Origin of the sequence: Kitasatospora sp. NPDC049285 (genome assembly GCF_040678815.1) — a bacterium.
Classification (GTDB): Bacteria; Actinomycetota; Actinomycetes; order Streptomycetales; family Streptomycetaceae; genus Kitasatospora.
This window is the reverse complement of the sequence record NZ_JBFAQR010000016.1, coordinates 56944-80323: the sequence shown is the minus strand read 5'-3', so window position 1 is coordinate 80323 and position 23380 is coordinate 56944. Positions and strand designations below refer to the sequence as shown.

Annotated in this window: 19 protein-coding genes, 7 tRNA genes and 1 pseudogene; 17 read left to right on the top strand and 10 right to left on the bottom strand. The window is 75.4% G+C overall.

What is annotated here, in order from left to right:
- Positions 1-165: 165 nt before the first annotated feature.
- Positions 166-939, top strand: a complete 774-nt coding sequence (locus AB0K51_RS13780) for an exonuclease domain-containing protein (RefSeq protein WP_363453977.1) — start codon at positions 166-168, stop codon at positions 937-939.
- A 68-nt stretch (positions 940-1007) separates the two neighbouring features.
- Here AB0K51_RS13780 and AB0K51_RS13775 read toward each other — a convergent pair.
- A tRNA-Val gene (locus AB0K51_RS13775) sits at positions 1008-1079 on the bottom strand.
- A 185-nt stretch (positions 1080-1264) separates the two neighbouring features.
- Positions 1265-1336, bottom strand: a tRNA-Val gene (locus tag AB0K51_RS13770).
- A gap of 389 nt (positions 1337-1725) precedes the next feature.
- On the opposite strand from AB0K51_RS13770, the gene AB0K51_RS13765 reads away from it, so the two are divergent.
- From AB0K51_RS13765 to AB0K51_RS13755, 3 genes are all read left to right on the top strand, one after another.
- On the top strand, positions 1726-2139 hold the full coding sequence (locus AB0K51_RS13765) for an SsgA family sporulation/cell division regulator (RefSeq protein WP_030056266.1): 414 nt from the start codon (positions 1726-1728) through the stop codon (positions 2137-2139).
- Between the two features lie 256 nt (positions 2140-2395).
- Positions 2396-2980 carry a CGNR zinc finger domain-containing protein gene (locus AB0K51_RS13760; RefSeq protein WP_363453975.1) on the top strand — a complete coding sequence of 195 codons (585 nt, stop codon included), beginning with the start codon at positions 2396-2398 and terminating at the stop codon, positions 2978-2980.
- Between the two features lie 52 nt (positions 2981-3032).
- Positions 3033-3527, top strand: coding sequence for a DsbA family protein (locus AB0K51_RS13755; protein WP_363453973.1), 495 nt, complete (start codon positions 3033-3035; stop codon positions 3525-3527).
- 34 nt (positions 3528-3561) lie between these two features.
- Here AB0K51_RS13755 and AB0K51_RS13750 read toward each other — a convergent pair whose 3' ends face one another.
- The 3 genes from AB0K51_RS13750 to AB0K51_RS13740 all read right to left on the bottom strand — a co-directional run bounded on the left by AB0K51_RS13750 (position 3562) and on the right by AB0K51_RS13740 (position 6315).
- Positions 3562-4392, bottom strand: a complete 831-nt coding sequence (locus AB0K51_RS13750) for a GNAT family N-acetyltransferase (protein WP_363453971.1) — start codon at positions 4390-4392, stop codon at positions 3562-3564.
- A 64-nt stretch (positions 4393-4456) separates the two neighbouring features.
- Positions 4457-5275: an aminodeoxychorismate lyase gene (locus AB0K51_RS13745; RefSeq protein WP_363453969.1), complete on the bottom strand. Its 819-nt coding sequence runs from the start codon at positions 5273-5275 to the stop codon at positions 4457-4459.
- A complete protein-coding gene (locus tag AB0K51_RS13740; protein WP_363454053.1) occupies positions 5272-6315 on the bottom strand; it encodes a chorismate-binding protein in 1044 nt (347 codons plus the stop codon). Before AB0K51_RS13740 ends, AB0K51_RS13745 begins: the two co-directional genes overlap by 4 nt.
- Positions 6316-6617: 302 nt before the next feature.
- On the opposite strand from AB0K51_RS13740, the gene AB0K51_RS13735 reads away from it, so the two are divergent.
- The 5 genes from AB0K51_RS13735 (at position 6618) to AB0K51_RS13715 (ending at position 7119) form a co-directional block, all read left to right on the top strand.
- A tRNA-Gly gene (locus tag AB0K51_RS13735) sits at positions 6618-6690 on the top strand.
- 40 nt (positions 6691-6730) lie between these two features.
- A tRNA-Cys gene (locus AB0K51_RS13730) sits at positions 6731-6804 on the top strand.
- Positions 6805-6840: 36 nt separating this feature from the next.
- Positions 6841-6912: transfer RNA gene (locus AB0K51_RS13725), tRNA-Val, on the top strand.
- 33 nt (positions 6913-6945) lie between these two features.
- A tRNA-Val gene (locus AB0K51_RS13720) sits at positions 6946-7017 on the top strand.
- A gap of 27 nt (positions 7018-7044) precedes the next feature.
- Positions 7045-7119, top strand: a tRNA-Val gene (locus tag AB0K51_RS13715).
- 233 nt (positions 7120-7352) lie between these two features.
- Here the strand turns inward: AB0K51_RS13715 and AB0K51_RS13710 are convergent.
- A complete protein-coding gene (locus AB0K51_RS13710; RefSeq protein WP_363453967.1) occupies positions 7353-7541 on the bottom strand; it encodes a hypothetical protein in 189 nt (62 codons plus the stop codon).
- Between the two features lie 530 nt (positions 7542-8071).
- Here AB0K51_RS13710 and AB0K51_RS13705 point away from each other — a divergent pair.
- The 8 genes and pseudogenes from AB0K51_RS13705 to AB0K51_RS13670 all read left to right on the top strand — a co-directional run.
- Positions 8072-9538 (top strand): annotated as a pseudogene (locus tag AB0K51_RS13705) (protein kinase); the annotation flags it as partial.
- A gap of 752 nt (positions 9539-10290) precedes the next feature.
- A complete protein-coding gene (locus AB0K51_RS13700; RefSeq protein ID WP_363453965.1) occupies positions 10291-10668 on the top strand; it encodes a hypothetical protein in 378 nt (125 codons plus the stop codon).
- Positions 10669-10711: 43 nt separating this feature from the next.
- On the top strand, positions 10712-11350 hold the full coding sequence (locus AB0K51_RS13695; protein WP_363453963.1) for a class F sortase: 639 nt from the start codon (positions 10712-10714) through the stop codon (positions 11348-11350).
- A 150-nt stretch (positions 11351-11500) separates the two neighbouring features.
- The gene (locus AB0K51_RS13690; protein ID WP_363453961.1) at positions 11501-12286 is read left to right on the top strand and encodes a hypothetical protein; all 786 of its coding nucleotides are present in this window, start codon (positions 11501-11503) and stop codon (positions 12284-12286) included.
- A 26-nt stretch (positions 12287-12312) separates the two neighbouring features.
- Positions 12313-13032, top strand: a complete 720-nt coding sequence (gene cseB / locus AB0K51_RS13685) for a two-component system response regulator CseB (protein ID WP_363453959.1) — start codon at positions 12313-12315, stop codon at positions 13030-13032.
- Positions 13029-14258, top strand: coding sequence for a HAMP domain-containing sensor histidine kinase (locus tag AB0K51_RS13680; protein WP_363453957.1), 1230 nt, complete (start codon positions 13029-13031; stop codon positions 14256-14258). The genes cseB and AB0K51_RS13680 overlap by 4 nt, the downstream gene beginning before the upstream one ends.
- 51 nt (positions 14259-14309) lie before the next feature.
- Complete coding sequence (locus AB0K51_RS13675) at positions 14310-14864, top strand: hypothetical protein (protein ID WP_363453955.1); 555 nt, start codon at positions 14310-14312, stop codon at positions 14862-14864.
- Positions 14865-14971: 107 nt separating this feature from the next.
- Positions 14972-15346 carry a hypothetical protein gene (locus AB0K51_RS13670; protein WP_363453953.1) on the top strand — a complete coding sequence of 125 codons (375 nt, stop codon included), beginning with the start codon at positions 14972-14974 and terminating at the stop codon, positions 15344-15346.
- Between the two features lie 10 nt (positions 15347-15356).
- On the opposite strand, the gene AB0K51_RS13665 is transcribed toward AB0K51_RS13670, so the two are convergent.
- The 4 genes from AB0K51_RS13665 to cbiE form a co-directional block, all read right to left on the bottom strand.
- On the bottom strand, positions 15357-16160 hold the full coding sequence (locus AB0K51_RS13665; RefSeq protein ID WP_363453951.1) for an RNA methyltransferase: 804 nt from the start codon (positions 16158-16160) through the stop codon (positions 15357-15359).
- A 53-nt stretch (positions 16161-16213) separates the two neighbouring features.
- Positions 16214-17446, bottom strand: a complete 1233-nt coding sequence (gene cobA / locus AB0K51_RS13660; RefSeq protein ID WP_363453949.1) for a uroporphyrinogen-III C-methyltransferase — start codon at positions 17444-17446, stop codon at positions 16214-16216.
- 162 nt (positions 17447-17608) lie between these two features.
- On the bottom strand, positions 17609-21685 hold the full coding sequence (gene cobT, locus AB0K51_RS13655; RefSeq protein ID WP_363453947.1) for a nicotinate-nucleotide--dimethylbenzimidazole phosphoribosyltransferase: 4077 nt from the start codon (positions 21683-21685) through the stop codon (positions 17609-17611).
- 407 nt (positions 21686-22092) lie between these two features.
- Positions 22093-23331, bottom strand: a complete 1239-nt coding sequence (gene cbiE / locus AB0K51_RS13650; RefSeq protein ID WP_363453945.1) for a precorrin-6y C5,15-methyltransferase (decarboxylating) subunit CbiE — start codon at positions 23329-23331, stop codon at positions 22093-22095.
- Between the last annotated feature and the right edge of the window lie 49 nt (positions 23332-23380).

Below are 23380 nucleotides of genomic sequence, written 5' to 3'. Positions count from 1 at the left end.
GCACCCGTCTCCGGTGACCGCGCGGTCACGGTGCGCCACGGCATTTCTTCCGGAGTGCGGTTGAGTGCCCGTCAACTGCGGTATCACCTCTGCACAGTGCGGCGCACCGGCGGTCCTCGGCGGCGCGCCGCACGCCCAGGACCGCGCGGCGTCTGAGGGGGCGTCATGCAGCAGCTCCGGCACTGGTATCAGGGTCCGCTCGCCTCGTTCGACACCGAGACCACGGGAGTCGACGTCGAGCAGGACAGAATCGTTTCGGCCGCCCTGGTGGTGCAGACCGCCCCGGCCACCCGACTCCGCATCCGCACCTGGCTGGCCGACCCCGGCATCCCGATCCCCGAACAGGCCCGCGCGGTGCACGGCATCACCGACGACCACGCCCGCACCCACGGCCGCCCGCCGCGCACCGTCGCGGTCGAGCTGGCCCTGGCCCTGGCCGAACAGTCCCGGGCCGGCGTCCCGCTGGTGGTGATGAACGCGCCCTACGACCTCACGCTGCTGGACCGGGAGTTGCGCCGGCACGCGGCGGCCTCGCTGACCGAGGTGCTGGACGGCGCCGAACTGCTGGTGCTCGATCCGCGGGTGCTCGACAAGCACCTGGACCGCTACCGCAAGGGCCGCCGCACGCTGACCGACCTGTGCGCCTACTACGGGGTCCCGCTGCTGGGCGCGCACGACGCGGCCGCGGACGCGGCGGCCGCCCTGGAGTTGGTGCGCGCGGTCGCGGCCCGGCACGCGGAGCGGCTCGGCGCACTGAGTCCGGCCGACCTCCACCTGCGGCAGGCGCTCTGGCACGCGGCGCAGGCCCGCGGCCTGGAGCGCTGGTTCGAACGATCCGGCGTGCCGGAGGAGGTGGACACGGCCTGGCCGCTGCGCCCGGCCCGCTGCCCCTGCGGCGAGCGCCTGGAGCCGGGCCACGCCTGCGAGTTGGCGGCCTGACCGACCGCCCCGCGGCGGAAACGCCGCAGGCCCCGACGCTTCCGTCGGGGCCTGCGGATGGTGCTCGGTGGGCGATACTGGGATCGAACCAGTGACCCCTTCGGTGTGAACGAAGTGCTCTCCCGCTGAGCTAATCGCCCGGGCAACGAGAAGAACTGTAGCACCACTTGGACCCCGGTTCACAATCCGTTCCCCCGACGGTCCCCCAGTTCCCGCCCCGGACAGGCCCGCTGAATGTGCGTCAGAACTCCGGACCGGTAACCCGGAAAAGGCGAAGGGCCCCGACCTGATAATCAAGTCGGAGCCCTACGCCTTTGCATTCCGGTGGGCGATACTGGGATCGAACCAGTGACCCCTTCGGTGTGAACGAAGTGCTCTCCCGCTGAGCTAATCGCCCGGGTGCAGGGAAAACATTACCCCATCGGCGGGAGTGCTCCGACCACCCCCGCACTCCGCCGCGCCCTCCTCCGCCGGACGCGCCCCCCACCTGCCGGGTCGCGCCGCCGCCCGCACGCGCCGGGGCCCGGCCACCCGCCCGACACCCCGCCCGGCCGCCCCGTCCGGCCCGAGGTTCGTGGTTTCCTCCAGCCCGGCCGCCCGACCCCGGGTAATGCCGCTCCGGGACCGGCCCGACGGGCCGCCCGGGCGATTCCGCAATGCGCCGGAAGGGGTACGACTCGCACCGGAATCGGGACAGAGGGGTTTACACCGGGCTTTCAGGTGGGATGGTCCGTTCGCCGACGTGCGATTCCCCGAGCGCACACTGAGCGAAAGGCCCTGGCGCTTATGAACACCACGGTCAGCTGTGAGCTGCACCTGCGCCTCATCGTGTCCAGCGAGTCGTCACTGCCCGTCCCCGCGGGCCTGCGCTACGACACCGCCGACCCCTATGCCGTGCACGCGACGTTCCACACCGGAGCCGACGAGACCGTGGAGTGGGTGTTCGCCCGCGACCTCCTTGCGGAGGGGCTGCACCGACCGACCGGTACCGGCGACGTCCGGGTCTGGCCGTCGCGCAGCCATGGTCAAGGCGTGGTCTGCATCGCCCTGAGCTCTCCGGAAGGAGAGGCCTTGCTGGAGGCCCCGGCCCGGGCGCTTGAGTCCTTCCTCAAGCGCACCGACGCCGCGGTGCCCCCCGGCACCGAACACCGTCACTTCGACCTCGACCGGGAGCTGTCCCACATCCTCGCCGAGAGCTGAACCCCGACCGAGTTCGGCCCGCCGTCGCGCGGCGGCGGGACCACCTCGATGCGCACCGTCCTACTCGGGGGCACGGTCGCAGTTCGCAGCCGCCCATCGGCGGCCTCGGGGTCCTGCCCCGGGCGCCCGCTCCCACCGGAGCCGGCGCCCGGGGCTCAGCCGTGTCCTGGCCCGGCCGGGGCCCGCTGCCGGTAGAGTCGGCGCCGATGACCGACGCGGCGACCCGCCGGGCCGCCGCCGCGTGAGGAGTCCCCACGTGCTGATCACCCATGACACCGAGTGCGCACTGAGCATTCTGGTGGACCTGCTGAACACCGCCCCGCAGGCGTGCGGCAGTGAACGACTGCCCGACGTGGCGGCGCTGAACGCGTTCGTGGTCCGGCAGGAGATCAGCGAGATCGACTCGCTCGGCCCCGCCGACCTGACCGCCGTGCACGAACTGCGCGACCGGCTGCGCGAGGTCTTCTCGGCCGGCTCGGTGGAGCGGGCCGCGGAACTGGTGAACGCGGTGGTCGCCGAGGCCGGGACGACGCCGCGGCTGACCAACCACGACCACCACGGCTGGCACATCCACTACTTCGCCCCGCACGCCGCGATCGGCCGGCACCTGGCGGCGGAGCTCGGCATGGCGCTGGCCTTCATCGTGATGGCCGGCGAGCTGGAGCGGCTGCGCCGCTGCGAGGCGCCGGACTGCGCCCGGGTCTTCGTCGACCTGTCCCGCAACCGCTCGCGCCGCTACTGCGACAGCCGCACCTGCGGCAATCGGCTGCACGTGGCCGCCTACCGGGCCCGCCAGCGGTCCGCGGAGGCCGCGGAGGCGGTCCCCGCCACCACCGGCTGACCGGCCGGGGAGACGGGTCCTGGCGGGCGCCCGGGCCTGGGAGACTGGAGGCATGAGCGATTCCTCCCTGCCCCGCCTCGAGTTCTGGTGCGACCTGCAGTGCCCCGACTGCCGTACCGCGCTGGACGACGTCCGCGCGCTGCGTGCGCAGTTCGGCGACGCGCTGACCGTCGAGCTGCGGCACTTCCCGCTGGAGAAGCACAAGTACGCGTACCCGGCGGCGGAGGCCGCTGCCGAGGCGTTCGAGCAGGGCCGCGGCTGGGAGTACGCGGAGGCGCTGCTGGAGCGTCTGGAGGACCTGGAGCGCGGCGGGCTGCCGGTGCTGGTCGAGATCGCCGCCGCGGTCGGTCTGGACGCCGAGGAGGTCGACACCGCCCTGGTCGACGGCCGGCACACGCTGTGGGTGGACGCGGACGTCGCCGAGGGCAAGGCGATCGGCGTGACGGGCACCCCGACGTACGTGGTGGCCGGGCAGCGGCTGGACGGCGGGAAGTCGCAGGAGGGCCTGCGCGAGCGGATCGCCGGGATCCTGGACGCGGCGCGCTGACCGCCCGCCGGCGGGTGGCGGTCGGCGGCGGCGGTCAGATCAGCGGCTTGCCGAGGGTGCGCCGGGTGATCCGGTAGCCGAGCGAGTCGTACAGCCCGATCGCCACCCGGTTGTCGCTGAACACGTTGAGGCCGAGGTCGCGGACGCCGGCCGCCAGGCACTCGCGTTCGGCGAGCTGCATCAGCGCGCGGCCGTGACCGCGGCCGCGGTGCGCGGGGTCGACCTCGACGACCATCACCCAGGCGAGCGGGCGGCCGTCGGGCAGCCGGTCCTGGCGCAGCGCGACCCACAGGGTGCCGACGACGGCGCCGTCCCGGTCCACCAGGCGGCGCAGCGCCGTACCCGGGGTGGCGGGCCCGTCCGGGAGGGCGCGGCGGTGGTCGGTCTCGGCCTTCTCGGCGGCCTCGGCGGGGGTGAGCCCGGAGGCGATCAACTCGCTCCGGTAGTCGGCCTTGGCGGCCTCCTGCCAGTCCGGGTACTCCGCGGCGCTGATCGGACGGTCCGTCAGGCCGCCGGGCAGGGGCGGGAGTCGGTCCAGGCGCTTGGCGAGGTTGCGCATCCGCTCGGTGTAGCCGAGCGCGTGCGCCAGCCCCAGCGCGGGGCCGGCCTCCTCGGGCACGGTGACGTCGATCCGGGTGCACCCCCAGTCGCGCAGCACCTCCTCCGCGGCGAGCGCGGCGACGGTGGCCCGCCCCCGCCGTCTACCGAGTCGGACGGCCAGCTCGGAGATCTCCCCCGCCCGCCGCCGCGCGGTGGTCCGCAGCCCCCCGACCGGGTGCCCGTTGACGAGAATCTGCCATCGCCGGCTCCGCCCCCCGCCGGCAACGGGCTCCTCGGGTCCTTCGGGACGCAACGTGGTGGTCATACCGCCCCTCTTCCCTCCCGCACCGCCGTTCTACCGCCCCACGGCCCCGGCCGGGGGCCGCGTCTCAGTGCGGGTCGCGATCGTGCGCGGCGCGCTCGGCGAAGACGGCCATCGCCTTGCGGGTGACCGGGCCGGGGCCGGGGAGTTCGCGGTCGTCGACGCGGGTGACGGCCTGGACGTCGCGGAGGGAGGAGGTCAGGAAGACCTCGTCGGCGTGGGTGAGGACGTCGAGGGGGACGTCGGTCTCCTCCGCGCCGGTCCAGTCGATGACGAGGCGGCGGGTGATGCCGGCCAGGCAGCCGGAGGCGAGCGTCGGGGTGAGGAGTCGGCCGTCGAGGACCACGAAGACGTTGGAGCCGGTCCCCTCGCACAGTCGGCCCGCGGTGTTGGCGAACAGCGCCTCGCTGCCGCCCGCGCGGTGCGCCGCGGCGAGCGCGATGACGTTCTCGGCGTAGGACGTGGTCTTGAGTCCGGCGGTCGCGGCGTGCTCGTTGCGGCGCCAGGGGACGGTGACCACGGCGGTGGTGTCGGGGCGGGGCTTGGCGGTGCCGAGGGCGACGATCAGGCTGGGTGCGGAGTCGCCGCGCTCGGAGCCGAGCGGGGCGCGGCCGCCGGTGTAGGTGATCCGGAGCCTGCCGAGCGGCATCGGCTGGGCGGCCAGGACGGCCGCGCAGGCCTCGCGGACCCGGTCGTGGTCGGGGTCGGCCAGCCCGAGGCCGCGGGCGGAGCGGGTGAGGCGGTCCAAGTGGCGGGTGAGCGCGAAGAGTTCGCCGTGCTCGGCCTTGACGGTCTCGAACACGCCGTCGCCGACGGTGAGTCCGTGGTCGAGGACGGAGAGGTGGGCGTCGGCTTCGGCGGTGAGTGTTCCGTTGACCCAGATCATCGGCGGGATGGCTCCTTGCTTGCTCGGTCGAGGGTCCCGGTGGAGGCTATCGCCACCAGGCGGGCGGCCTTGAGTTCGGTTTCACGCCATTCGCGGTCGGGGTCGGAGTCCCAGGTGATGCCCGCGCCGGTGCCGAACCTGAGCACCGGCGTGCCGGTGTCCCGTTCGATCCAGAACGAGCGGATCCCGACGGCGAGTTCGGCCTGGCCGCGGTCGGCGTCGACCCAGCCGACGGCGCCGCAGTAGGGGCCGCGGGGGGCGGTCTCCAGGGCGCGGATGATGCGCAGGGCGCTGGACTTGGGGGCGCCGGTGACGGAGCCGGGCGGGAAGGTGGCGTCGAACAGCTCGGCCCAGCCCGCGCCGGGGCGCAGGCGACCCTGGACGGTGGAGACCAGGTGCACGAGGCCGGGGTGCTTCTCGACGGCGCACAGGTCGGGGACGGTGATGCTGCCGGTCTCGCAGACCCGGCCGAGGTCGTTGCGGACCAGGTCGACGATCATCACGTTCTCGGCGTGGTCCTTGTCGAGCAGGTCGTGCTCCGTGCGCCCGGTGCCCTTGATCGGTCCGGACAGCACGGTGCGGCCGTGCCGGCTGAGGTAGAGCTCGGGTGAGGCGGTGGCGATCTCGACCCCCTGTTCGGGGAGGCGAATCGTTCCTGCGTACGGAGCCGGGTTGTGGGCGGCGAGGAGTCCGGTGAGGGCGTCGATGTCGCTGTGCTCGGGGTCGGGCAGCGGGGCGCTCAGGACCCGGCAGAGGTTGGCCTGGTAGACCTCGCCGGCCGCGATGTGCTCGCGGATCCGGCGCACGCCCGCGCGGTAGGCGTCGGCGTCCAGGGAGCTGTGCCAGCTCTCCGGCGCCGGACCGCGCCAGCCGTCGGTGGCGGGCTGGGCGGGGTCGGGGCGGACGTCGGCGAACCGGGCGCAGGTGAGCCGGCCCTCGAAATCGTGGGCGACGGCCCAGAACCCGCCGCGCTCCAGGGCGGCCGGGTCGTCGGTGACCTCGCGCAGCCCGGTGGCGAGGCGGCCGGCGAAGCGGGCCATCGGCTGGTCGGGGCTGAGCGGGACGGTGCGGCCGGACACGGTTCTCCTGCACGGATTTCGGTGCTGCCCGCACGCCCCGCGCGGGCGCGGGGGCGGGCCCCGGGGGATCGCCCCGGTACCGGAAAGTCTAGGTCGCGGGCCTGCGGGAGCCTCCCTGGCCCGGCTGACGGATCACCACGTGGCGGCCACCCCCGCGCCACGCTGCGGGAACGGATTTTTCAGCTGGCCCGGGAATCCGCTAGAGTTCAACACGTCGCCGGGAAGCGGAGCCGAGAAAAACGGGGAAGCCGACCGGGAGACAGGCGGACGTGGCTCAGTTGGTAGAGCATCACCTTGCCAAGGTGAGGGTCGCGAGTTCGAATCTCGTCGTCCGCTCGATGGAGAACAGGTAAGATCGTTCTCCTGTGTGTTGCCTGGTGGAGTGGCCGAGAGGCGAGGCAACGGCCTGCAAAGCCGTGTACACGGGTTCAAATCCCGTCTCCACCTCCAAGAGGTACCGTCCGGTTTCGACCGGGGGTCCTCCCCGCGCGATTAGCTCAGCGGGAGAGCACTACCTTGACACGGTAGGGGTCACTGGTTCAATCCCAGTATCGCGCACTTGATCTTCGGATCTGGTCTTCGGATCATCCTGCGCGATTAGCTCAGCGGGAGAGCACTACCTTGACACGGTAGGGGTCACTGGTTCAATCCCAGTATCGCGCACGCCGGCCTTCTGGCCTGTACAAACCCGCGCGATTAGCTCAGCGGGAGAGCACTACCTTGACACGGTAGGGGTCACTGGTTCAATCCCAGTATCGCGCACCACAGTTGAGAGCCGTCGCCCGTCCAGGGCGGCGGCTCTCGGCGTTTCCGCCCCGATGTTTCCGCCCGGTGTCGACGGACCAAGAAGGGTCGGTGGCCGGGGACGGCACGCCCTCACCGACGTGTCGTTCCCGGCCACCGGGTGGGCCGGAGCTGCAGCCTGCGCCGCTCACCCTGTCCGTCCACGACGGGTGAGGGCCGCTCCGGGCCGGCGAAGACCCCTACCCCATGGGGGGTCAGCGCCCGATCAGATCGGCGACCGCCTTGGTCTGGGCCGCCAGTTGGTCCCACGCGCCGAACAGCATCATCAGCAGCACCGCGCAGGGCACCGCGATGGCCAGCGCGACCATCGGGTGCCGGGTCTGCGCTCCGGGCGACGGCCAGACGAACGGACGGCGGCGGCGGGCGCTGCTGTGCGGTGCCATGGGTCGTCTGCTCCTGCCGGGCTGCGGTGGTGCGGCGGGTTCGGGGTGGTGGCGCGGGGGCGGAGTTCTCGGGGGTCCGAGCGGCCCGCCCTCGCAGTAACCACCGTAGGGGGGGACGGTTTTCCGGGTCGTCATGCCCGCGTACCGTTCCGATCGCCTCCGCTGGGATGAGACGGGTGGGCTCGGAATACGCCTGGAGTCGGAGACGGGAGCGCGCGCACCCCGAGGCGACCCCTAGGGCGCTTCTGAGGGGGTGGGGGCGGGGGGCCGGGCGGAGGGGCGCTGACGGGCCGTCGAGCGCGGGGCGGGGGACGGTTCGGGTTCGGAGCGTCGCAGGTCGGCGCGGGGTGCCCGGGAGGGGGCGGCGGAGGATACGGCGCGGATCTGACAATCAGACCGGCGGTTCGGGTGTTGCGTGTCAGCATGGGGCCGCTACCTGTCCGTAAGCTGTGCCGAGACAGTTGTCTGACGGTGCCCCAATCCGACGGGGCCTCACCCCACAGGCTGACGGAACGGGAAACGGGTACAGCATGGCGATGATGCGGCTGAGGCGTGAGGACCCCCGCATCGTCGGCCCGTACCGGCTGCACCGACGGCTCGGCGCCGGCGGGATGGGCGTGGTGTACCTCGGCTCGGACCGCAAGGGGCAGCGGGTCGCGTTGAAGCTGATCCGCGCCGAGCTGGCCGGGGACGCCGAGTTCCGCACCCGCTTCGCCCGGGAGATCGCCGCCGCCTCGCGGATCCGCGGCGGCTGCACGGCCCGGGTGGTCGGCTCCGACATCGAGGCGGACCGGCCGTGGCTGGCCACCGCGTACGTGCCCGGGCCCTCGCTGTACAAGCAGGTCTCCGACGAGGGGCCGCTGGCCTGGGCGGACGCGGCGCGGATCGGCGCGGCGCTGGCGGACGGGCTGGTGAAGGTGCACGAGGCCGGGGTGGTGCACCGCGACCTCAAGCCGTCCAACATCCTGCTCTCCCCCAAGGGCCCGCGGATCATCGACTTCGGTATCGCCTGGTCGCGCGGCGCCTCCACGCTCACCCACGTCGGCACGGCCGTCGGCTCGCCGGGCTTCCTCGCGCCCGAGCAGGTCCGCGGTGCGGCGGTCACGCCCGCCACGGACGTCTTCGCCTTCGGCGCGACGCTGGCCTTCGCGCTCACCGGGGAGTCGCCGTTCGGTTCGGGCGCCTCGTCCGAGGTGATGCTCTACCGGGTCGTCCACGAGGAGCCCGACCTCACCGGCGTCGCCCCCGTGCTCGCCCCCGTGGTGCGGGCCTGCCTGGCCAAGGAGCCCTCCGAGCGGCCGCCCGCCGCCGCCCTGCACGAGCGGCTCAGCGAGCTGGCCGCCCGCGGCGGCCGGGGCGCGGCGCGGGGTTCGCGCGGCGAGGCGGCGGCCGAGAGTGCCGAGGCGCTGCGCCAGGACGCCGCCCCCGGGCGGCGGCCGGCCGGGGCGCGGGCCGAGAGCGGCACGGCGGGCACGGCGCACGCGGGCACGGCGCAGGCCGGCGCCGGGTACGCGGCGGCCGGGTACCCGGGCGACGGGCGGACGGCGGCCTCGGGCGGGCGCGGCGGCTATCCGGACGGATGGGTCGCGGGCGGCCGCCTCGCGGACGGTCGGGTCGCGGGTGCGGCGGGCCGGGTGGCTGACGGGGTGTCGGCGGCGGAACGCGGTGCGCGCCCGGCTGCGGCGTCCGTGGCGCCGCCGGCGATGCCGCGGCAGGACGCCGGTGAGGGGGTGCGCGAGCGGCGGCCCGGCGGGGCGAGTGCGGCCGGTCCGCGGCGGCCCAGCCGGGACGGCGACACCCTGCGCTCGCGTCCGACCGGGCCGGGTCGCACCCCGGTGCCCGGGCGCGACCGCACTCCCCCGCCGGGCCGCAAGCCCGGCGCTCCGCACCCCGGCCGGCCGACGCCCCGTCAGCGGCTGCTGCGGCAGCGGCTGGTGGTGTTCGTCACGGTGACCCTCGGGGTGGCGCTGGCCATCGCGGTGGCGCAGGGCTGCGAGAACCGCAGCGCGCAGGGCCTGGGCCCGGCGGCCTCGGCGACGCCCGCCGCGGGCGGCACCCCGGTGTCGGCGCCGCTCTCCATCGACGGCGCGCCCGGGGCCGCCCACGGTGACAGCGGCCTGAGCCCGGCGGTCGGCAACCCGCCTGCCGTGGACTGGCCGAACCGCAGCTACCCCGACCCGTCCGGCGGCCCCGCGATCCGCCTGCAGAACGGCCACTCCACCGACGCGGGCGCCCCGATCTCGCTCTCCGCGGTGCTGCCCGCCCGCTACCGCGACGCGAACGCCACGCTGGTGGTGCTGCGCCGGGTGGAGGGTTCCGTCCCGGTCGACCTGGTCCAGTTGTACGGCTTCACCGGCGACGCACCCGTCCTGCTGGCGGGCCGCGCCTCCGCCGCCAACCCGCAGGCCGGCGCCGTCTGGCGGATCGAGAACGGCGCCCTCATCCGCGAGGAACGCGTCCCGCAGACCGGCGCCGTCTCCTCCACCCGCTACACCGTCCGCCCCGACGGCGGCCTCGAGGAGTCCTGGCCCGGCACCGGCGTCTCCGGCACCGCGGCCACCCCGCCGGCCCCCTGACCTGCCGCGAAGCCGCGCCTCCCGGACGGCCGGGTCGGGCCTGCGGACTGTTACAGAGCCGCTCGGTGGCTGTTACCCGGCCGGCCGGGCACCGTGAAGTGCGCTTCCTAACGTCTGCCGTACCAACTCCCGGTCACCGGACCGGGGGTGACAGGCATTCGGGAGGAAATCCCATGGCAGGAACCACGACCGTCCGGCACGCGGCACGGCTCGTTCTGGTCTCCGTCGGTGTCGCCGGTGCGCTGGCGTTCGCCGGCTCCACGGCCTTCGCCGACGGCAGCCCGCAGAGCCCCAAGGCCTCCACCGCGCCCAGCGCCGTGCCGTCGGTGGCACCCACGAAGCCGGCCGACGGCGCCAAGCCCTCGCCCGTGCCGTCCGTGCCCGGCAAGGACGCGCAGGTGAAGGTCGTCCCGAAGGGCGGTGCCCAGACCGGTGAGGGCGAGTCCAAGGACTCCACCACCACGCTCGTGCTCGGCTCGGGGCTGGCCGCCGCGGGTGCGGCCGGCCTCGGCTTCGCCGTCCTGCGCCGCCGTGCCGGGGCGCGCGGCTAGTCCGCGCCACCGCCGCCGGAGCCCACGCCGGGCACCGGCCGCGGTGGCGGGCGCCCTCGCGCTGGCCTGCGGGGCAGTGCTGCTCGGCTGCTCCGCGGAGCAGGCACCGGTACGGATCACCTCGGCGCAGGCCGGCCAGGCCGACCAGTCCGGCCAGGTCGACCAGTCCGGTCAGGCCGGTCAGCCCGCGCCGGGGGCCTCGGCGGCCGGGCGGGGACAGGGCGCCACTGTCCCCGTGGCACCGCCGGTCCGGCTGGTCATCCCGCGGATCGGGGTGGACGCGCCGGTCGCGGCGACCGGGCTGAACGCGGACGGGACGGTCGAGGTCCCGCCGATGGACCGGCCCGAGCAGGTCGGCTGGTACCGCAACGGCCCGGCACCCGGCGAGACCGGACCGGCCGTGCTGCTCGGCCACCTGGACACCCGGAAGGGCCCGGCGGTGTTCCACCAGCTGCCCCGGCTCGCTCCGGGCGACCGGGTCGAGCTGCGCCGGGAGGACGGCAGCACCGTGGCCTTCCGGGTGCGCGAGCTGGTGCAGTACCCGAAGAGCCGGTTCCCGACCGAGCTGGTCTACGGGAACACCACCACCGCACAGCTCCGGCTGGTCACCTGTGGCGGCGCGCTCGGGGGCGACGGGCACTACCTGGACAACATCATCGTGCTCGCCGACCTGCTGCCCTGACCCGAGAGCACCACCCGACCGCACCACCCGACCGCCTCCGGCCGGACGTCCCCCTGACGGGCCGTCCGGTCGGAGGCGTCCGCCCGTCGGGCAGACTGGGTCACCGACCACCGGTCCGTCCGGCCGCCGATCCCGAAAGGCACACCCAGCGTGAGTCGTTGGCCCAGCCCTTCCGCCCTGGCCCGGGGCGCCGTCCTGCTCGCGGTGGTCGCGGCCGTCTCCGGCTGCGGCGACGCCGGCCGGCTGCGCGACGCGGGACCGGCCCGGACCGTCGCCGTCCGCCCGAGCTCGGAGCCGCTCTGGCCGGCCTCCGAGCACACGGCCACCGCGACGCCGAAGGCGTCCGGGTCCCTGCCGCCGCTCACCCCGGTGCCCGGGATCACCGTGGCGGGTGACGACATCCGGACCGTCGAGGCCGCGGCGGTGCTGGCCAGGGACCCCTCGCTGCGTCAGGAGGAGCGGAAGGCGCTGGCGGGCTGTCAGGACTGCCAGGTCCGGCCGGCCCAGTACCGGGACCTGAGCGGGGACGGGAAGCCGGAGCTGATCACCGCCGCGCTGTTCGGCTCCGGGTCCGGCTACCTGCACGTCTACGCGCTGAAGGACGGTCAGCTGTACTCGGTGCTCGCCCAGCAGGTGGCCTCCGGCTTCACCGCCGAGACCGTCGGTCCGGAACTCCTGGTCAAGGACCCGGACAGCGGGCCCGGCCAGACCGAGACCGCCTACGGCTGGCACGACGACCGCCTGGTGACGGTGCGCCGGAAGACCACCGGGCCCGACGCGGGCGGCCCCTACTGCGAGCCCACCGCGGAGCCCTCGGTCAGGCCGGAGCGCACGGAGCCGAAGAGCTCGCTGGCGCCGAGCCCGGTCCCGACCGTGCCGCCCGCCAAGCAGGCGCCCGCCGCGCCGACGCCCGTACCCGTCAAGCCCGCTGCGTGAGCGGCCCGCACTCCGGGAGCACCCCCGTGCCCGACACCACCCCCGCCGCACCGCGCATCCTGCTGGTCGAGGACGACGAGGTGATCCGCGAAGCCACCCGCATGGCGCTGGAGCGCTACGGCTTCCCGGTCGACACCGCCGTCGACGGACTGGACGGCCTGGAGCGGTTCCGCGCGCACCGGCCCGACCTGCTGCTGCTCGACGTGATGCTGCCGCTGCTCGACGGGGTCGGCCTGTGCCGCCGGATCCGGGAGGAGAGCCAGCTGCCGATCCTGATGATGTCGGCCCGCACCGAGCCGATCGACGTCATCTCCGGGCTGGAGGCGGGCGCCGACGACTACATCACCAAGCCCTTCGAGAGCGCCGTGCTGGTGGCCCGCATCCGTACCGTGCTGCGCCGGACCAGGGCCGTGGCCGAGCCGCCCGCCGAGCCGCCCGAGCCCGAGCCGCCGCGGGCCGTGCGGGTGATCGACGGCCTGGAGCTGGACACCGACGCGATGGAGGTCCGGGTGGCGGGCCGTCAGGTGCCGCTCACGCCCACCGAGTTGCGGCTGCTCCTGGAGTTCACCGCCGCGCCCGGCGTGGTGCTGGAGCGGCAGACCCTGCGGGAGCGGGTCTGGGACTACTCCTGGGACGCGGACAGCCGCGTGGTGGACGTCCACGTCCAGCGGCTGCGCGCCAAGATCGGCGCGGGCCGGATCGAGACCATCCGGGGCTTCGGCTACAAGCTGCGGCGGTCCGGGTGAACCTGCGCCGCCAGATCGCCACGACCGTCGCGCTGGTCTCCGTGCTGGTGGCCATCACGGTCGGCCTGCTGGTGCACCGCGCCTCCGTGGCGCAGCACGTCGGGCAGGCCAGGACGGCGGCGGAGGGTGCCCTCGGCTCGGTGCTCACCGGCTACGAGCGCACCGGCGACCTGGGCGTCGCCTGGGGCGCCGCCACCGACGACCCCGCCCTCCCCGCCGAGCTGCGGCGGCTCGCCGAGCGCGGGCACCGCGGTTCGGTGCTCGGCCCCGGCCCGAACGGCACCGTGATGTGGGCCGCGGCCCGGATCGGGGCCGGCACCGCGGCGGATCCGGGCAAGGTGGTCTCGGTCCGGATCGACTACGGCGACGACGAGCGGGCCATCGGGCAGCTCGACCGCACCATTCAGGTCTCGGCCGCGCTCTCGGTCGCCGTCACCGTGCTGGCCGGGGTGTTCGCCGCCGACCGGATCAGCGGGCGGCTGCGCACGGCCGCCCGCACCGCCCGCACCATCGCCCAGGGCGACCTGACCGCCCGGATCGGGCCGCTCGGCGGGCCGCGCGACGAGGTGGCCGAACTCGCCGCCGCGGTCGACTCGATGTCCGCGGTGCTCAGCAGCAAGCTGGCCGACGAGCAGCGGTTCACCGCCGACGTCGCGCACGAGCTGCGGACCCCGCTCACCGGGCTGGTGACGGCGGCCGAGCTGCTGCCGGCCGGGCGGCCGACCGAGCTGGTGCAGGACCGCGTGCGGGTGCTGCGGAGTCTGACGGAGGATCTGCTGGAGGTGTCCCGGCTGGACGCGGGCGCGGACCGGCTGGAGCTGACGACGGTGCGGCTCGGACCGGTGGCGACCCGGACGGCGGCGGCCGCGCCGGCGCCCACCGAGCTGCGGATCGTCGCCGACGCCGCCGTCACCACCGACGTGCGGCGCCTGGACCGCATACTCTCCAATCTGGTCGCCAACGCCCACCGGCACGGCCGCGCCCCGGTCCTGCTGGTGCTCGACGGCCCGGTCCTCACGGTCCGCGACCACGGCCCCGGCTACCCCGCCGACATCCTCACCGAGGGCCCTCGGCGCTTCCGCACCGGCGCCCCGGAACGCGGTCACGGCCACGGCCTCGGTCTGACCATCGCCCAGGGCCACGCCGAGGCCCTCGGCATCTCCCTGGACTTGCGCAACCACCCCGACGGCGGCGCGGTCGCCACCCTCCGCCTCCCCGCCGTCTGACCCGCCCGGGTCGGTGACGTGCTGTCAGTGGGCGGCGGGAGCATGTGCCGCATGACGTGGACGACCGAGGCGATGCATGTCGCGGACTGCCTGTACTTCCTGTACGGGCCGGAGTTGCCGGAGGGGTGGGACGGGCACGCGTTGACCCGGGTGTTCCACGGGAACGGGGTGGCGGCGGCCTGTCCGGATCACCTGACGGTGCTGTGCGGGACGCACACGGGGCTGATCCGGCTGGGCGTGGTGCGGAGTGGGGAGCGGCCGGGCGAGCCGGGGCCGGAGTGGGAGAGCGTGGTGGAGCTCTCGGTGTACAGCAGCGGGGAGTTGCGGCTGCGCGCCTGGGACGGGGTGGAGCCCGCCGGGGCGGGGAACCTGGCGCACGCCGGGCGGGGCTGGTACCGGATACGGGTGCAGACCCGGGGCCGGGACCGGGGCCGGGAGGCGGACACCGCGGCCCGCGCGGTGGAGGAGCACCGGCTCACCGTGTGGCCCGCCGCGCCGGCGCCGGACCTGGTGCTGCGGATCGGCGACCTGACGGGCCGTCGGCACCACGACCCGCGCCGTCCGGCCCCGCAGCCGATCAGTCCGCCGACCGGCCGGGCCGCCTGAGCGACGGGTGCGGCGCGCGACCCCGGGGCGCGCGCGACAGCGGATAATGGCGCAGGCCGCGGCCGGTTCGGCGGGCGGCGTGGAGCGAGCCGGGAGGTACGGGGCCGATGACCCTGATGGAAGGCCAGCGCGTCAGGCTGGTGGCGGACCTCGGTCTGGGCGAGGCGTTCGCCGGCGAGGACGGGCCGGGGATCGGGTTCCTCCTGCTGGGCGCGGGGGTGGAGGGCACCGTCGAGCGGCTCGCCGGTGAGCTGCCGCCGGGCGAGGGAGTGCGCGAGTACGAGCGGCTCAAGGCGCTGTTCGAGGACTACGGGCACACCATGCCCGAGGAGAGCCGCAAGCGCCTGGCGGACGAGGTCGCCGCGTTGCAGCCGCAGTGGGAGGCGTTCCGGCGGCAGGGCCCGCGGTCGGCCGTCCGGGTCCGGTTCGACAACGGCTTCGTCCTGGACGGTGTCGACGAGGACGTGTTCGCGCCGGTGTGAGCGGGTGCCCTCAGCCGTTGCTGACGGCGTAGAAGGCGATGGCCGCGGCGGCGCCCACGTTGAGCGAGTCGATGCTGTGCGCCATCGGGATGCGGACCCGGCGGTCGGCGGCGGAGAGGGCCTTGGGGGTGAGGCCGTCGCCCTCGGCGCCGAGCATCAGCGCGGCCTTGGGCAGCAGGTGGGGGCGGGCCTGCGTGAAGTCGTCCGCGCCGGCGGGGGTGAGGGCGAGCAGCTCGAACCCGGCCTCGCGGACGGCGCCGAGGGCGTCCGGCCAGGGTTCGAGGCGGGCGTAGGGGACGGAGAAGACCGCGCCCATCGAGGTCTTGACGGCCCGTCGGTAGAGCGGGTCGGCGCAGTCCGGGGAGAGCAGCACGGCGTCCATGCCCAGCGCGGCGGCGGAGCGGAAGATCGCGCCGAGGTTGGTGTGGTCGACGAGTCCTTCGAGGACGGCGACCCGGCGGGCTCCGGCGAGCACCTCGGTGGCGTCCGGGAGGGGCTTGCGTTCCATCGAGGCGAGGGCGCCGCGGTGGACGTGGTAGCCGGTGACCTGTTCGGCGAGGGCGGGCGCGACCAGGTGGACGGGGGCGTCGACGGCGGCGATCACGTCGTCCATCACGCCGAGCCACTTGGCGGTGAGCAGCATCGACCGCATCCGGTAGCCGGCCGCGAGGGCGCGCCGGATCACCTTCTCGCCCTCGGCGATGAACAGGCCCTCGGCGGGTTCGCGGCGGCGGCGCAGTTCGACGTCGGTGAGGTCGGTGTAGTCGCCCAGGCGCGGGTCGGCGGCGTCGGTGACGGTCAGTGGCTCGGACATCGCACGATTTTCGCACGTGGGGAGCGGTGCCGGAGCCCGCTCCCCCGGATGCGTCAGCCTTCCAGGACGTGCACCACGTCGCCGATGACGATCACCGCGGGCGGCTTGACGCCCTCGGCCTCGACGACGGCGCCGACGGTGGCCAGGGTCGCGTCGACCCGCCGCTGGGCGGCGGTGGTGCCCTCCTGGACCACGGCGACGGGTGTGTCGGCGCTGCGGCCGCACTCGATCAGCTTGGCGGCGATGGCGCCGATTTTGTCGACGGCCATCAGCAGCACCAGGGTGCCGGTCATCTGCGCGGCGGCGGCCCAGTTGGTCAGCGAGCGCTCGTCGGGGCCGACGTGGCCGGAGATGACGGTGAACTCGTGGGTCAGCCCGCGGTGGGTGACCGGGATGCCGACCGCGGCGGGCACGCTGATCGACGACGAGATGCCGGGGACCACGGTGACCGGGACGCCGGCCTCGACGCAGGCCAGCAACTCCTCGCCGCCGCGCCCGAAGACGTACGGGTCGCCGCCCTTGAGCCGGACCACGAACCGGCCCGCCTTGGCGTGCTCGATCAGCACCTGGTTGATCGCCTCCTGCGCCATGTACCGGCCGTAGGGGATCTTGGAGGCGTCGATCACCTCGACGTGCGGCGGCAGTTCGGCGAGCAGCTCGCGCGGGGCGAGCCGGTCGGCGACCACCACGTCGGCGTCGGCGAGCAGCCGGCGGCCGCGCACCGTGATCAGGTCGGGGTCGCCGGGGCCGCCGCCGACCAGGGCCACCCCGGCCGGGTGGGCGCGGTACTGACGGGCCGCCAGCGAGCCGTCCCGCAGCCCGGCGACGATGGAGTCGCGCAGCGCGGCGGAGTGTCGGGGGTCGCCGGTGAGCACGGCGACGGTGGCGCCGCCGTCGTGCCCGGAGGCGGGCGTCCAGGCGGTGGCGGCGGAGGCGTCGTCGCTGCGCGAGCAGAACACCCGCAGCCGCTCGGCCTCGGCGGAGACCGCGGTGTTCACGGCCGGGTCGTCGGTGGCGACCAGCGCGTACCAGGTGTCGGCGAGGTCGCCGTCGGCGTACGCCCGCTGATGCCAGGTCAGCTCGCCGGCGTCGGCCATCGCGGAGACCGCGGGCGTGGTGGACGGCGAGATCAGGTGGATGTCCGCCCCGGCGGCGATCAGCGCGGGCAGCCGGCGCTGGGCGACCTGCCCGCCGCCGATCACCACGACGCGGCGGCCGGCCAGCAGCAGCCCGACGGGGTACGGGGTGAGGCCCTGGGTGGACGGGTGGGGGTTGGGCGCGGTCATGAGGGGGAGCTCCTGGGTGGGCGGCGGACGGTCGGGAGCCCCGCGGCGGCGCGCCCTTGAGCCGCGACGGGTACGGCCCGGGCCGCCCCCTTCGCACGGGAGGGGGCGGCCGGACGCCGGTGGAGGGTCAGGCCCGGTCCGGCGGGTGGCGCCGGACCCGTACTAGGCCTTCTCGGTGACTCCGGCGGAGTCGAAGGTGGCTACATCGTGCATCGCCCGGGCCGCGCTCTGCACCAGCGGGAGAGCCAGCAGGGCGCCGGTGCCCTCGCCGAGCCGCAGGTCGAGGTCGATCAGCGGGCGCAGGCCGAGCTTGGCCAGCGCGGCCTGGTGGCCGGGCTCGGCGGAGCGGTGGCCGGCGATGCAGGCGGCCAGCACCTCGGGGGCGATGGCCTTGGCGACCAGCGCCGCCGAGCCGGCGATCACGCCGTCCAGGATCACCGGGGTGCGCAGCGACGCCGCACCCAGCAGGAAGCCGGCGATCGCCGCGTGCTCCAGGCCGCCGATCGCGGAGAGCACCCCGATCGGGTCGGCGGGGTCGGGCCGGTGCAGCTCCAGCGCCTGCCGGATCACCTCGACCTTGCGGGTGTGGGTGGCGTCGTCGATGCCGGTGCCGCGGCCGGTCACCTCGGCCGGGTCGGTGCCGGTGAACACCGAGATCAGCGCGGCGGACGCGGTCGTGTTGGCGATGCCCATGTCGCCGGTGATCAGCACCTTGTTGCCGGCCGCGACCAGGTCGCGGGCGGTCTCGATGCCGACCTCGATGGCGCGCTGGGCCTCCTCCCGGCTCATCGCCGGACCCTGCGTCATGTCGTCGGTGCCCGGCTTGACCTTGCGCGGCAGCAGACCGGTGGTGCGGCCCTGCTGGATCGCGTCCGGCAGTTCGGCGGCCACGCCGACGTCCACCACGCACACCTCGGCGCCGACCTGCGCCGCGAAGGCGTTCACCACCGCGCCGCCGGCCAGGAAGTTGCCGACCATCTGCGCGGTGACCTCCTGCGGCCACGGCGTCACGCCCTGGGCGTGCACCCCGTGGTCGCCCGCGAAGATCGCCACGCAGGCCGGCTCCGGGATCGGCGGCGGGCACTTGCGGGACAGGCCCGACAGCTGCGCCGCGATGATCTCCAGCATGCCGAGCGATCCGGCCGGCTTGGTCATCCGCTTCTGCCGGTCCCACGCCTCGCCGAGCGCCTTGGCGTCCAGCGGACGGATCCCGCGCAGCGTCTCCGACAGCAGGTCGTGCGGCTCCTCGCCGGGCAGCGCCCGGTTGCCGTACTGCTCCTCGTGGACCACCCAGGACAGCGGGCGCTTCTTCGCCCAGCCCTGCTGCTGCAGCTCCGGCTCGTCCGGGAAGGCGTCCACGAAGCCCACGCAGAGGTAGGCCACCACGTCGAGGTGCTCGGGCAGGCCGAGTTCGCGGACCAGCTCCTCCTCGTCGAAGAAGCTCACCCAGCCGACGCCCAGGCCCTCGGCGCGGGCGGCCAGCCACAGGTTCTCCACCGCGAGGGCCGCCGAGTACGGGGCCATCTGCGGCTGGGTGTGCCGACCGAGGGTGTGCCGGCCGCCGCGGGTGCGGTCCGCGGTCACCACGATGTTCACCGGCGTCTCGAGGATCGCCTCGATCTTGATTTCCTTGAACTGCTTGGCCCGGGCCTTCGGCAGCGAGTCCGCGTACGCCTCGCGCTGACGCTCCGCCAGTTCGTGCATCTTGCGCCGGGTCTTCGCCGACCGGATCACCACGAAGTCCCACGGCTGCGAGTAGCCCACGCTCGGCGCGGTGTGCGCCGCCTCCAGCACCCGGATCAGCACCTCGTGCGGGATCGGGTCCGGCCGGAAGCCGTTGCGGATGTCGCGCCGCTCCCGGATCACCTGGTGCACCGCCTCCCGCCCCGCGTCGTCGTACCCGGGCGCGGCCTCGCCCCGGTCCTCGGCCGGCGCGGCCTCCTCGACCTGCTCGACCTCCTCGACGGACTCGGCGGCCTCGGTGACGGCGGCGGGCTCTGCGGCCTCGGTGACGGCGCCGGGCTCGGTGTCGGCGGCCGGCTCGGTGGCGGCGGCGGCCGCGGCGAGGTCGGCGGACTCGGTGCTGGGGGTTTCGGCTTCGATCACGGCGCTATCGGTCTCGGTTGCGGCGGGGTGGGGGGCGGGCTCGGCGACCGGCGCGGCCTCGGCGGGCTGCGGGTGGGCGGCGGCCTGCGGGTCGGCGGCCTCCGGCTGCGCGGGCGCCTCGGCCTGAGCCTCCGTCACCTGCGCCTCCGGCTCCAGCACCGGCAGCCCCGCGGGGGCGGCCAGGAAGGCGGAGATCCGCCGGTGCGCACCCCGGCCGGACGAGCGCTTGGGCGTGGCCTGGACCGGCTCCTCGACGACGGCTGACGCCTCGTCGGCGGCCGGGGCCTCGGGCTGCGGTGCGGCAACGGACGCTTCGCCCTGCGCGGGAACGGCCTGGGGCTCCGCCGTCTCACCGGTCGGCGCGACGGCCTCCGGGGCGTACACGGAGTCGGTGACCGGCTCCCCGTCCTGCGGGAGCACGACGACCTCGGCCGGCCCCGGCTGCGCCGCAACGGCGACGGGCTGGGCCTCCGCGGGGACCGGGCTCGGCGCGGCCGGAGCGCTCGCCTCCGCGGTCGGCACCGGGACGGCGACCGGCTCGGCGGCGACGACCGGCGAACCCGGCTGCACCGGCTCGACGGCGTCCGCGGCCGGCACCGGGACGGCCACCGGCTCGACGCCCAGCGGCGCGGGGCTCACCGGCGCGACGGCGATCGGCTGGGCCGCATCGACGACGGGCCCGGCCGGCACCGGACCGACGACCGGCTCGGCGGCCTGCGCCACAGCCTGCGCCAGCTCGGCGACCGCGGGGCCGGCCCCCACGACCGCCGCCACACCCTGCCCGGCCGGCGCGACCGGCTGCCCGTCCGGCACCGCGGACGGCGTCACGCCGGCCGCCGCCACGACGGGCTCGGCGACCTGCGCCGGGGCCTGAACCGCAACCTGAACCGGAGCCTGGACCTGCGCCGGGACGATCGCCAGCGGCACGGTGTCCGTGTCCTGACCGGCCCGCACGATGGCCTCCGCGGCCTGCGCAGGGGCCGCCACGACGGGCTCGCCCACCGGCCCGCCGACGGCCACGACCTCCGGCTGCGCCACTGTTTCGACCGCCAGCGGGGGCACGCCCGGCGCCGCGACGACCGGCTGCGGGGGCGCGTTCTCGACCACCGGCGCGACCGGCGCGGCAACGGCCTCCGCGGGCACGGCCGACGGCTGCACGTACACACCGTCCGAGACGACGTCGGCCGGCACCGCCGTACCCGACACACCGTCAGCCGACGGCACCGCCACGACCGGCGGAGCGAGCACCGGCGCGGTGTGGGCGACGGGCGCGTCCGCGACGACGGCAGCGGCGGCGGCCTCGACCACCTGCGGCTGGACGGGAGCCGGGACCGGGATCGGCTGGACGGCGACCGGCTGCTGCTGCACCGTTTCGGCGGGCACCGGCACGCCGTACGCGGGGGTGCCGCCGGGGGCGGTCGGCCCGCGGTCGGCGAGCGAGCGGACCGGGACCTGACCGGTCATCAGCGAGGGGTCCGGGATCGGCGGCCCGGCGTGCAGCGGACGGCGCGGCTGAGGCGCCGTCATCGCCTGCGCGGCGGCCTGCGGGGCCGCGCCGCCGAGGTGCAGCGTCCCGGCCGCGGGCGTACCGCCGGCCGGCGTCGCCGGAGCCTCGGCCACCGGCTGGGAGGCGACCAGCGGCGGAACGGACTGCGGAGCCACCGACAGCGGCGCGACCGGCTGCGGCGCGAGCGGCTGCTCGGCGAGCGGCGGCGCCATGCCGGCCTGCGCGAGACCACCCTGCGCGAGGTCCGCCTGGGGTACGCCGGGCTGCGGCATCCCGGACTGCGGGGCGACCGGCGGGGGCGTGAGCGGCGGCCAGGACGGCGCGACGGGGGTGCCCGGGACGGCCGCGGCGGGGAACTCACTGCCCGTCAGGCCGCTCTCGGCGGGTCCGTGGACGGCGTCGCCCCACGCGGCCTGCGGGCCGGGCATCAGCAGCACGTCGTCGTCCTCGTCGCCGTCGGGCTGGTCGAGGAAGGTGTAGGCGGGGCGCTGGTCGCCGTGCCAGGCGGGCGCCACCGGTGCCACGGGCGGAAGGGGCGCGCCGAGGTGGTGCTCCGGTACGGGTCCGCCGGGCCCGGGTTCGGGCGTGAGGGGACCGGCACTCGGGGCGTGGCCGCCATCGGTCATGTCAATGCTCCTTCCAGGCCGCTTGCGCGTCCTTGGCGGGGTGCCCTGGGGTCCCGCCCACTCCGCCGGAACGGGACCGCACCGACCCGTCCCTCACTCCATCTGCCGTCACCCGCACGGGTGGCGTGCCATCAGAAACAACGACAGCCCGGGGCAACCGGCACGACGGCACGGCCGCTTCGGACCCTCGCGGCATTCTTCCGGGCCGGTGCGCACCGCGTCGAATGCCCGCGAAGCGGGCCGTTTGGGGTTGCAGCGCGTCAAAAAGGTGACAACCGTGCCGGATCGGACACGGGTGCAGCCTCGCCGGGTGCCGCCCCGGGGCAAACCCTACCGGCCGGGCCGGGGGCGATCTCGAATCCCTGTCCCGATGCGACAGGGATCACCGTCGGGGTCGGCCGGGGCGGTCATTCCCGCGGCTCGGCCCAGATCAGCAGGGTGTAGTCGCCTCGGCCGAACGAGGGTCCTGCGCCGGCGCTCTGTTCGGCGCGCAGGGGCGCGGACTGGAGCAGCAGCCCGTCGGTGTGGTAGCCGGCGGCGTCGAGGATCTGCCGGGTCTCGCCGGCTTCGGCGAGGCTGCGGGCGACGGCGACCACGCGTTCGGGTTTGCGGTCGACGACGGCGCGGAGCATCGCGGGGCCGCCGGTCTCGACGGCGACGGCGTCGGGTTCGGGCAGCGCGCCGAGGACTTCGGGGCCGTCACCGGCGGCGGTCTCGACCTCGACGCCGGCCCGGCGGGCGTTGGCGGAGATCCGGGCGCAGTCGGCGGGTTCGGCCTCGACGGCGACCACGGCGGCGCCGAACCTGGCGGCTTCGACGGCGAGCGCGCCGTCGCCGGCGCCGACGGTCCACAGCAGGTCGCCGGGGGCGGGCGCGAGCCGGGCGAGCGCCAGGGCGCGGACGTGCGGGGGCAGTGCGCGGGGGCGCCGGTCGCCGCTGTCCGCTCCGGCGTACGCCTGCGCGGGCAGGGCCCAGCCGCGCTGCGGGCCGGGGTAGCGCACGGGTTTGCCGGCCAGCCAGCCGGCGGCCTCCTCGGCGAGCGGCACGTTGCCGATGACCAGGACGACGGAGGGGTCGCGCCAGTCGTGGTCGGGGACGCGTTCGGAGGTGAGGACGGTGACGTCCTCCTCGGGGGTGCCGAGGGCCTCGCAGACCACGAAGGTGCGGGGGACGCCGCGCAGCATCAGGGCGAGTTCGCTGGGTCCGGCCTCGGCGGTGGTGAGGACGGCGACCTTGGGGTGGGCGCGGCAGACGTTGGCGGCGCGGCGCAGTCGTCCGCCGTGTGCGGAGACCACCTGGGCGTCCTCCCAGGCCATCCCGGCCCGGGCGAACGCGGTGGCCACCGAGGAGACGGCGGGCAGGACTTCGAGTTCGAGGCCGTACTCGGGGCGGCGCAGGGTGCGGACGACGCCGAAGAAGCCCGGGTCGCCCTCAGCGACGACGACGGCGGTGCCGCGGTGGTCGGCGAGCCGGCGCGCGGCGGCGCGCAGGTCGGCGAGGCCGATGCGCTCGGCGTGTTCGGGGACGGGCAGCGCGGCGAGCTGGTAGCCCGCTCCGGCGACCAGGGTGGCGCCGGCGAGTGCGCTGGCCGCGGCCTGTGTCAGCGGTGTGCCGTCCCACCCGATGACCGTGATCCGGTCAGCCATCTGCGGCCGCTCTCCCTACGCCTGTGTTCCACCCCTGGCGGGCCCGCCG

What these genes read in the sequence shown, in the direction of transcription:
- AB0K51_RS13745 (WP_363453969.1), bottom strand. Translation starts at nt 5,275, where the DNA reads ATGATCTGGGTCAACGGAACACTCACCGCCGAAGCCGACGCCCACCTC.
- cobT (WP_363453947.1), bottom strand. Translation starts at nt 21,685, where the DNA reads ATGACCGATGGCGGCCACGCCCCGAGTGCCGGTCCCCTCACGCCCGAA.
- AB0K51_RS13765 (WP_030056266.1), top strand. Translation starts at nt 1,726, where the DNA reads ATGAACACCACGGTCAGCTGTGAGCTGCACCTGCGCCTCATCGTGTCC.
- AB0K51_RS13665 (WP_363453951.1), bottom strand. Translation starts at nt 16,160, where the DNA reads ATGTCCGAGCCACTGACCGTCACCGACGCCGCCGACCCGCGCCTGGGC.
- AB0K51_RS13750 (WP_363453971.1), bottom strand. Translation starts at nt 4,392, where the DNA reads ATGACCACCACGTTGCGTCCCGAAGGACCCGAGGAGCCCGTTGCCGGC.
- AB0K51_RS13740 (WP_363454053.1), bottom strand. Translation starts at nt 6,315, where the DNA reads ATGGCCCGCTTCGCCGGCCGCCTCGCCACCGGGCTGCGCGAGGTCACC.
- AB0K51_RS13710 (WP_363453967.1), bottom strand. Translation starts at nt 7,541, where the DNA reads ATGGCACCGCACAGCAGCGCCCGCCGCCGCCGTCCGTTCGTCTGGCCG.
- AB0K51_RS13700 (WP_363453965.1), top strand. Translation starts at nt 10,291, where the DNA reads ATGGCAGGAACCACGACCGTCCGGCACGCGGCACGGCTCGTTCTGGTC.
- cobA (WP_363453949.1), bottom strand. Translation starts at nt 17,446, where the DNA reads ATGACCGCGCCCAACCCCCACCCGTCCACCCAGGGCCTCACCCCGTAC.
- AB0K51_RS13780 (WP_363453977.1), top strand. Translation starts at nt 166, where the DNA reads ATGCAGCAGCTCCGGCACTGGTATCAGGGTCCGCTCGCCTCGTTCGAC.
- AB0K51_RS13755 (WP_363453973.1), top strand. Translation starts at nt 3,033, where the DNA reads ATGAGCGATTCCTCCCTGCCCCGCCTCGAGTTCTGGTGCGACCTGCAG.
- cbiE (WP_363453945.1), bottom strand. Translation starts at nt 23,331, where the DNA reads ATGGCTGACCGGATCACGGTCATCGGGTGGGACGGCACACCGCTGACA.
- AB0K51_RS13670 (WP_363453953.1), top strand. Translation starts at nt 14,972, where the DNA reads ATGACCCTGATGGAAGGCCAGCGCGTCAGGCTGGTGGCGGACCTCGGT.
- AB0K51_RS13675 (WP_363453955.1), top strand. Translation starts at nt 14,310, where the DNA reads ATGACGTGGACGACCGAGGCGATGCATGTCGCGGACTGCCTGTACTTC.